The 6,691-nt window shown below is 73.1% G+C and carries 5 protein-coding genes; 4 read left to right on the top strand and 1 reads right to left on the bottom strand.

What is annotated here, in order from left to right:
• From BFF77_RS20380 to BFF77_RS20365, 4 genes are all read left to right on the top strand, one after another.
• On the top strand, positions 1-2,447 hold a 2,447-nt coding region (locus BFF77_RS20380; RefSeq protein ID WP_245703611.1), incomplete at its 5' end, for a DEAD/DEAH box helicase.
• Positions 2,444-3,835 carry an SWIM zinc finger family protein gene (locus BFF77_RS20375; RefSeq protein WP_079125331.1) on the top strand — a complete coding sequence of 464 codons (1,392 nt, stop codon included), beginning with the start codon at positions 2,444-2,446 and terminating at the stop codon, positions 3,833-3,835. The genes BFF77_RS20380 and BFF77_RS20375, both read left to right, overlap by 4 nt.
• 22 nt (positions 3,836-3,857) lie before the next feature.
• Positions 3,858-4,298, top strand: coding sequence for a hypothetical protein (locus BFF77_RS20370; protein WP_245703610.1), 441 nt, complete (start codon positions 3,858-3,860; stop codon positions 4,296-4,298).
• A 4-nt stretch (positions 4,299-4,302) separates the two neighbouring features.
• Positions 4,303-6,384, top strand: a complete 2,082-nt coding sequence (locus tag BFF77_RS20365) for a tetratricopeptide repeat protein (RefSeq protein WP_079125330.1) — start codon at positions 4,303-4,305, stop codon at positions 6,382-6,384.
• An 11-nt stretch (positions 6,385-6,395) separates the two neighbouring features.
• On the opposite strand, the gene BFF77_RS20360 is transcribed toward BFF77_RS20365, so the two are convergent.
• Positions 6,396-6,608: a hypothetical protein gene (locus BFF77_RS20360; protein WP_141698476.1), complete on the bottom strand. Its 213-nt coding sequence runs from the start codon at positions 6,606-6,608 to the stop codon at positions 6,396-6,398.
• Between the last annotated feature and the right edge of the window lie 83 nt (positions 6,609-6,691).

Raw genomic sequence — 6,691 nt, 5'->3', positions numbered from 1 at the left:
CGGCCGCCGCGTACGCGGCGGGAGCGCCGTTCGCCGCCCGCGCGGCCCAGCATCTGCCGCGCGCTCGTACATGGGCGGCGGAGGCGGCGGCCGGGATGGACGCGGGAGTGCGGGTCTCGCTGCGGCTGGATCTTTCCGCGTTCGACCTGTTCGACCAGACGGACACGGACACGGACACGGACAGGGACACGGGCGTGGGCGTGGGTACGGAGGCCGCCGTCGACGCGGAGACGGGCTCGGGCTCCGGCACGGGCGCAGGCTCCGGTTCCGGTGTGCGGGCCGGCGCCGAGCGGGACGGTGTCGTGCGGCGGGCCGGGACCGCCCTCGTCCAGATCCACAGCCTGGCCGACCCGACCCTGGTCATCGACGCGGCCGGGCTCTGGGCGGGCGCCGGTGACGAGAGCTTCGGTCCACGCGCCCGGATCGACGCGATGCTCGCCCTGCGCCGCGCCGCGCGGGTGTGGACACCACTCGCCCGGCTGCTGGAGCGTGATGTCCCGGATGTGCTGGCGCTCTCCGAGGACGAGCTGTACGACCTGCTCGGCCCGGGTGCAGCCGCTCTCGCGGCGGCGGGCGTCGCCCTCCACTGGCCCAGGGAGCTGGCCCGTACGCTCACGGCCGCCGCGGTCGTGCGTCCCGCGCCCGGTTCGGCCACGGACGGCACGCCGTTCTTCGACAGTGAGGAACTGCTCACGTTCAACTGGCAGTTGGCGCTGGGCGGCGATCCGCTGAGCGAGGCGGAGATGGACGCGCTCGCCGAGTCGCACCGCCCGATCGTGCGGCTGCGCGACCAGTGGGTGGTGGTCGATCCCGCGCTCGTCCGCAAGGCGCGCAAGCGTGAGCTGGGGCTGCTGGAACCGGTCGACGCACTGGCCGTCGCCCTCACCGGCACGGCCGAGGTGGACGGCGAGACGGTGGAGGCGGTCCCGACGGGCGCGCTGGCGGCCCTGCGCGACCGGCTCGTCGGGGACCACGGCACCGTTCCCCAGCCACCGGCCCTCGCCGCCACGCTCCGCGACTACCAGCTGCGCGGTCTCGCCTGGCTGGATCTGATGACCTCGCTCGGCCTCGGCGGCTGCCTGGCGGACGACATGGGCCTCGGCAAGACGGTCACGGTCATCGCCCTGCATCTCCACCGGGCCCGCAAGGACCCCACGCTGGTCGTCTGTCCCGCCTCCCTCCTCGGCAACTGGCAGCGTGAGATCACCCGCTTCGCGCCCGGAGTGCCCGTGCACCGCTACCACGGCGCGGGGCGCAGCCTGGACGAGGTGGCGGGCGGGTTCGTACTGACCACCTACGGCACGATGCGCGGCAGCGCCGACGCGCTGGCCGGGCACACCTGGGGGATGGTCGTCGCCGACGAGGCCCAGCACGTCAAGAACCCGTTCTCGTCCACCGCCAAGGCGCTCCGTACGATCCCGTCGCCCGCCAGGGTCGCGCTCACCGGCACCCCCGTGGAGAACAACCTCTCCGAGCTCTGGGCGCTGCTCGACTGGACCACTCCCGGTCTGCTCGGCCCGCTCAAGGCGTTCCGGTCGCGCCACGCCCGACTCGTGGAGAACGCCGCCAACGTCGCGAACACCGCGGCCGCGAGGAGCGCGGGCGTCCAGGACATGGAGAACGCGGACGCGGTGGAGCGTCTGTCCCGGCTCGTGCGCCCCTTCCTGCTGCGCAGAAAGAAATCCGACCCCGGCATCGTGCCCGAGCTGCCGCCCAAGACGGAGAGCGATCATCCCGTCGCCCTCACCCGGGAGCAGGCCTCGCTCTACGAGGCGGTCGTCCGCGAGACGATGGCGGCCATCGAGGAGGCGGAGGGCATCGCACGCCGGGGTCTGGTGATGAAGCTGCTCACCGCGCTCAAACAGATCTGCAACCATCCCGCGCAGTATCTGAAGGAGGACACGGCCCGGCTGACCGGCCGCTCCGGCAAGCTCGCACTTCTGGACGAGCTGCTGGACACCATCCTCACGGAGGACGGCTCGGTGCTGGTCTTCACGCAGTACGTCTCGATGGCGCGGCTGCTCTCCGCCCATCTCGCCTCGCGTGCCGTCCCCTCCCAGCTCCTCCACGGCGGTACTCCCGTGGCCGAGCGCGAGCGCATGGTGGACCGGTTCCAGTCGGGCGGGATCCCGGTCTTCATCCTCTCCCTCAAGGCCGCGGGCACCGGTCTCAATCTCACCAGGGCCGGGCATGTCGTCCACTTCGACCGCTGGTGGAATCCGGCCGTGGAGGAGCAGGCGACGGACCGCGCGTACCGCATCGGCCAGACCCAGCCCGTCCAGGTCCACCGGCTGATCACGGAGGGCACGGTCGAGGACCGGATCGCCGAGATGCTGAGGTCCAAGCGGGCGCTGGCCGACGCGGTCCTCGGCTCGGGCGAGGTGGCCCTGACCGAGCTGACCGACCGTGAACTGGCCGATCTGGTCTCGCTGAGGAGGCTGTCATGACGGCTCCCCACGCCCGGGACACATCTCCTGCTCCGCGCCCGGACCCCCGGGCCCCGGGCGCTCCGCCCGCACCGGAGGCCACCGGCACCGCGCGCCCGTCCAGGGCCCCGCGTGGCGCGCGGGCCGGCCGCGACGCCCGTACGGCCGCGGCGCGCGCCGCTCGGCACGACGACCGGCGCCGTACGTTCCCGGCCCTGCCGCCCGTGCCCGGCACCGCGGGCGACTTCGCGGCGACCTGGTGGGGCAACGCCTGGGTGGGGTCGATGGAGGACACCGCGCTGGACACGGCGCGTCTCCAGCGCGGCCGTGCCTACGCGGGCAGAGGTCTCGTCGACGCGATCACCGTCACGCCCGGCCGGGTCATGGCCTATGTACACGGGACCAGGCCGCGGCCGTACCGTACGGAGATCCGGCTCCGTGTGCTCGGGGAGTCCGACTGGGAGGAACTCCTCGACGCCGCGGCGGCCCGTCCCGACCACATCGCGGCCCTCCTGGACAAGGAGATGCCGCACGCACTCGCCGCGTCGGCCGACCTCCTGCCGTCGGCGGGCGATCTCACCCCCGACTGCTCCTGCCCGGACGACGGTTACCCGTGCAAGCACGCCGCCGCTCTCTGTTATCAGACGGCGCGGCTCCTCGACCAGGATCCCTTTGTCCTCTTTCTGATGCGCGGCCGTGGTGAGAGCGAGGTCCTCGCCGATCTGACCCGCCGCAACGCCACCCGCTCCGCCGCCGAGCGGACCTCGGCCGCACCGCCCATGCCCACGGTCCCGGCCGGCGCAGCCCTTCGGCCGAGGTCGCTCCCCGCGCTTCCACCGCCGTTCCCGGTGCCCGCGGTGCCCGGCCGCCCGCCGGTCTATCCACAGGTGCCCGGCGCGCCCGATCCGCTCGCGCTCGACCTCCTGGCCACCGAGGCGGCGGCCCGCGCGCACACGTTCCTGACCACCGGTCTCGATCCGGTCGGCGCTCTCACTCCCTGGCAGGACGCGGTGCGCCTGGCCGCCGCCCATCCCGGTTCCGGACTCACCGCCTCCTCCCGCGCCCTCTACCGCGATCTGGCCGGCGCCCTGGACCGCACTCCCACCGATCTCGCCCGCGCCGTGGCCGCCTGGCGCCAGGGCGGCCTCGCCGGACTGGCCGTACTGGAAGAGCCCTGGGACCCGCCCGCGGGACCGTTCGACCGGGCCAGGCCCGCTCTCGCCGCCGCCGACCTCCCGCACTTCCGGCCCTGGCGCAACCAGCTCTCCACACCCTCCCTCCAGCTTCGCTTCGGCCGCGACGGACTCTGGTACGGATACGAGTCGGACCGCGACCGCGAGGACTGGTGGCCGCGCGGCACCCCCGACGCGGATCCGGTCGGCGCGCTCACCGCCCTGCTCGGCAGGTGACCGGTAGGCTCGGATGTCCGTGATGTCGACAGCCGAAGGGGGCACGGTGGAAGCCGAGTTGGTGGCACTGGCGACAGCGGGCGCGACGGCGCTCGTCGAGCAGATGGCGACGGACGGCTGGATGCGGGTACGGGACCGGGTGGTCGGATTCTTCGCCGGCCGGGGCACGGCGTCCCCGGAGTCGATCGAGGCCGAACTGGAGACCGCACGCGCCGAACTGACCGCGGCGCGGCAGGAGGGCGACGAGCAGATCGACGATGACCTCCGCGCGGAATGGCGCAACCGGCTGCGCCGCACGCTGCGTGCCGACCCCGAGTCCGCCGCCGAACTGCGTGCCCTCGTGGACGAGTTGACCCCGGCGCCCGCTGCCCAGCAATTCCGGGACGTGTACAACACGATCAGCGGAGGCACCCACTACGGAACGATCCAGGTCGGCGTACAGCACATCAGCGGACAGGGCTGAGGGCATGGCCGAGGGGGGAAACAGCGTCAGCGGGGGCACTCAGCACGGCCTGGTGCAGGCGAGCCGGATCGGCGAGGTGAACCAGTATTTCCACTTCGGCGGCCAGGACGACACGGACCCGGGGCATCAGCTTCCCCTGGACAACGGTGTGTTCGAAAACAGGAGAGCGCAGACCGACCGGGTGTGGCGGGAGCTCGATGAGCGGGCGAAGTCCGCCCCGCTCGAACACCCCTTGGTCGTCACCTTCACCGGGGTGAGCGGAATCGGCAAGACGGCTCTGGTCGTTCACCTCGCCCACCAGATGAAGGACCGCTTCCGCGCGGCCTACATCGACCTGGACGAATGGCGCACGGACGGCTCCGTCGACCACGAGGCACTGCTGAGGCACCTGCTCCGCTGGCTCGGGGTACGGGACGGCCGGCCCTCGTCGGAGTACCGGCAATTGGTGGGCCAGTACAGGGGGAAGACCCAGGGGGCGCGGCTGGTGCTCGCCCTCGACAACGTCTGGTCCGCCGACGAGATCCGGACCCTGCTGCCGGTGTCGGCCGAAGCGGTGGTCCTGGTCGCGAGCCAGGAGCGGCTCTCCGGACTGGAGTCGCACGTCACGCACGAACTCGCCCTGGGACCGTTGTCACCCGAGCACGGCTCGGCGGTCCTCCGCAGACTCAGCGAGCGTGTACGGCCCGATGAGTCCGCACAGACGCTGGTACCACTCGCCCGGCTCTGCGACGGCTTCCCGATCGCCTTGCAGGTCGCGGGCCAGCTGCTGTTCACATACCCGCGCAGACGGCTGGAACGGATCGTCGCGGACCTCACGGCGGACCTCTACGAGAAGGGGCTGCCCGTGGTCGAAGCGGTGTGGAACGCGGCGTACGCCACGCTCGACCCGCCCGCGGCCCGGCTCTACCGGCTGATGCCGCACCACCCCGGCTACGACATCACGCTCGACGCCGCCACGGCCCTGCTCGGGACGGGACTCGACGACGGGGAGGACGGGCTCGACGGACTGACGAACGCGGGGCTGCTGGCCCTTTCGCCGCGCGCGGGCCGGTGGCGGACGCACAGCCTGCTCCGTGCCCACGCCGTCCGCTGCGCCCACCGGTACGGCGATCCGGCCGAGACCGAGGAAGGGATGCGCCGGCTGCTCCTCTGGTACCGCAGGCAGGCGGAGCGCGCCGACCGGACGCTCGGGGCGGAGAGGATGCGTATGGCCGAACCGGTTCCGGAGCTTCCGTACGCTCCCGATGTGCCGTTCGCGAGCGCGGCGGAGGCCGGAGCCTGGCTCGACACGGAGCGCAAGGCGCTGTACGGACTCGTGCGGATCGCGGGCGATCTGGGCGAGGACACGCACGCCTGGTCCCTCTGCGAGCCGCTGTGGAAGCACTACGAGGACCACGGCCATCACGAGGACGCGATCCGCGCGTTCCAGACCGGCCGGGACTGCGCACAGCGCGACGGCGCGGCTCAGGCGCTGATCCGGATGCGCTGCCAGCTCGCCCAGGCGCTCTGGAAGGCCGGCCGGGCGGCGGACGCGGACGCGGAGACACGGCAGGCGGTGCTCTCGGCGGAGTCGGTCGTGCCCGGGGAGAAGCTCCATGCCTCGGCCCTGGAGTTCCGGGGCAAGTATCTCGCCTGGCACGGCCGGCCGGACGAGGCCGTCCCGTACTTCCAGCGGTCGCGCGACATCCATCTCACCATCGGGAACCCCTACGGCGTGCTGCTCCAGGGCTTTCTGGCCGGCCGTACGCTGCGTGCCGCGGGCCGGCCGGCCGAGGCCGAGGCGGAGTTGGAGGCCGCGCGCCGACTGGCCGTGGACCAGGACCGGGTTCGTATGATCGGCCGGACGGCGGCGGAACTGGCCCGCACCCACCGCGCACTGGGCCGTACGGCCGAAGCCGTCGCCGCGTACGAGGAGGCTCTGGTCCATGAGCGGGCGCGGGGATCCGTCCACGATCAGATCGCGCTGCACGACGAACTCGCCGCGGTGACGGAGGAGTCGGGCGATCCGGAGGCGGCCGGGCGGCACCGTGCCCGCGCCCGTGAGCTGCGTGCCGAGGCGGGCATCGAGTCGGATCACGAGGACTGACCGGCGGACCGTCACAGCTCGGCGGACGCGTCGGCCTGTGTCGCGTACGTCAGCAGGGCGCGCACCGGGCGGCCCCCGACCACGCAGTCGAGGACCGCGGGGAGGGCAGGGGCCGGGCTCGGGCGGGTGTCGAGCCAGCCGTGGACGGCGGAGAGCACGGCCGCGGGATCGGGCCGTACCCGCGGCTCACCCTGCGACGGACCGGCTTGGACGCTCACAGCCATGAGCGCCGAACCCTCGCGCCGCAGCACGGACCGGTGGCCAACAGCGCACGCACCGTCCCGCTGCCTGTCGCGGCACCGGGAGC

The sequence above is a fragment of the Streptomyces lushanensis genome (genome assembly GCF_001700515.1).
Lineage (GTDB): Bacteria > Actinomycetota > Actinomycetes > Streptomycetales > Streptomycetaceae > Streptomyces > Streptomyces lushanensis.
Note: the sequence above shows the minus strand (reverse complement) of the source record. Positions and strands in the feature narration are given on the sequence as shown.

Bases quoted from the DNA above. Each gene is read 5' to 3' on its own strand.
- BFF77_RS20365 (WP_079125330.1), top strand. From the start codon at position 4,303: ATGGCCGAGGGGGGAAACAGCGTCAGCGGGGGCACTCAGCACGGCCTG.
- BFF77_RS20370 (WP_245703610.1), top strand. From the start codon at position 3,858: ATGTCGACAGCCGAAGGGGGCACGGTGGAAGCCGAGTTGGTGGCACTG.
- BFF77_RS20360 (WP_141698476.1), bottom strand. From the start codon at position 6,608: ATGGCTGTGAGCGTCCAAGCCGGTCCGTCGCAGGGTGAGCCGCGGGTA.
- BFF77_RS20375 (WP_079125331.1), top strand. From the start codon at position 2,444: ATGACGGCTCCCCACGCCCGGGACACATCTCCTGCTCCGCGCCCGGAC.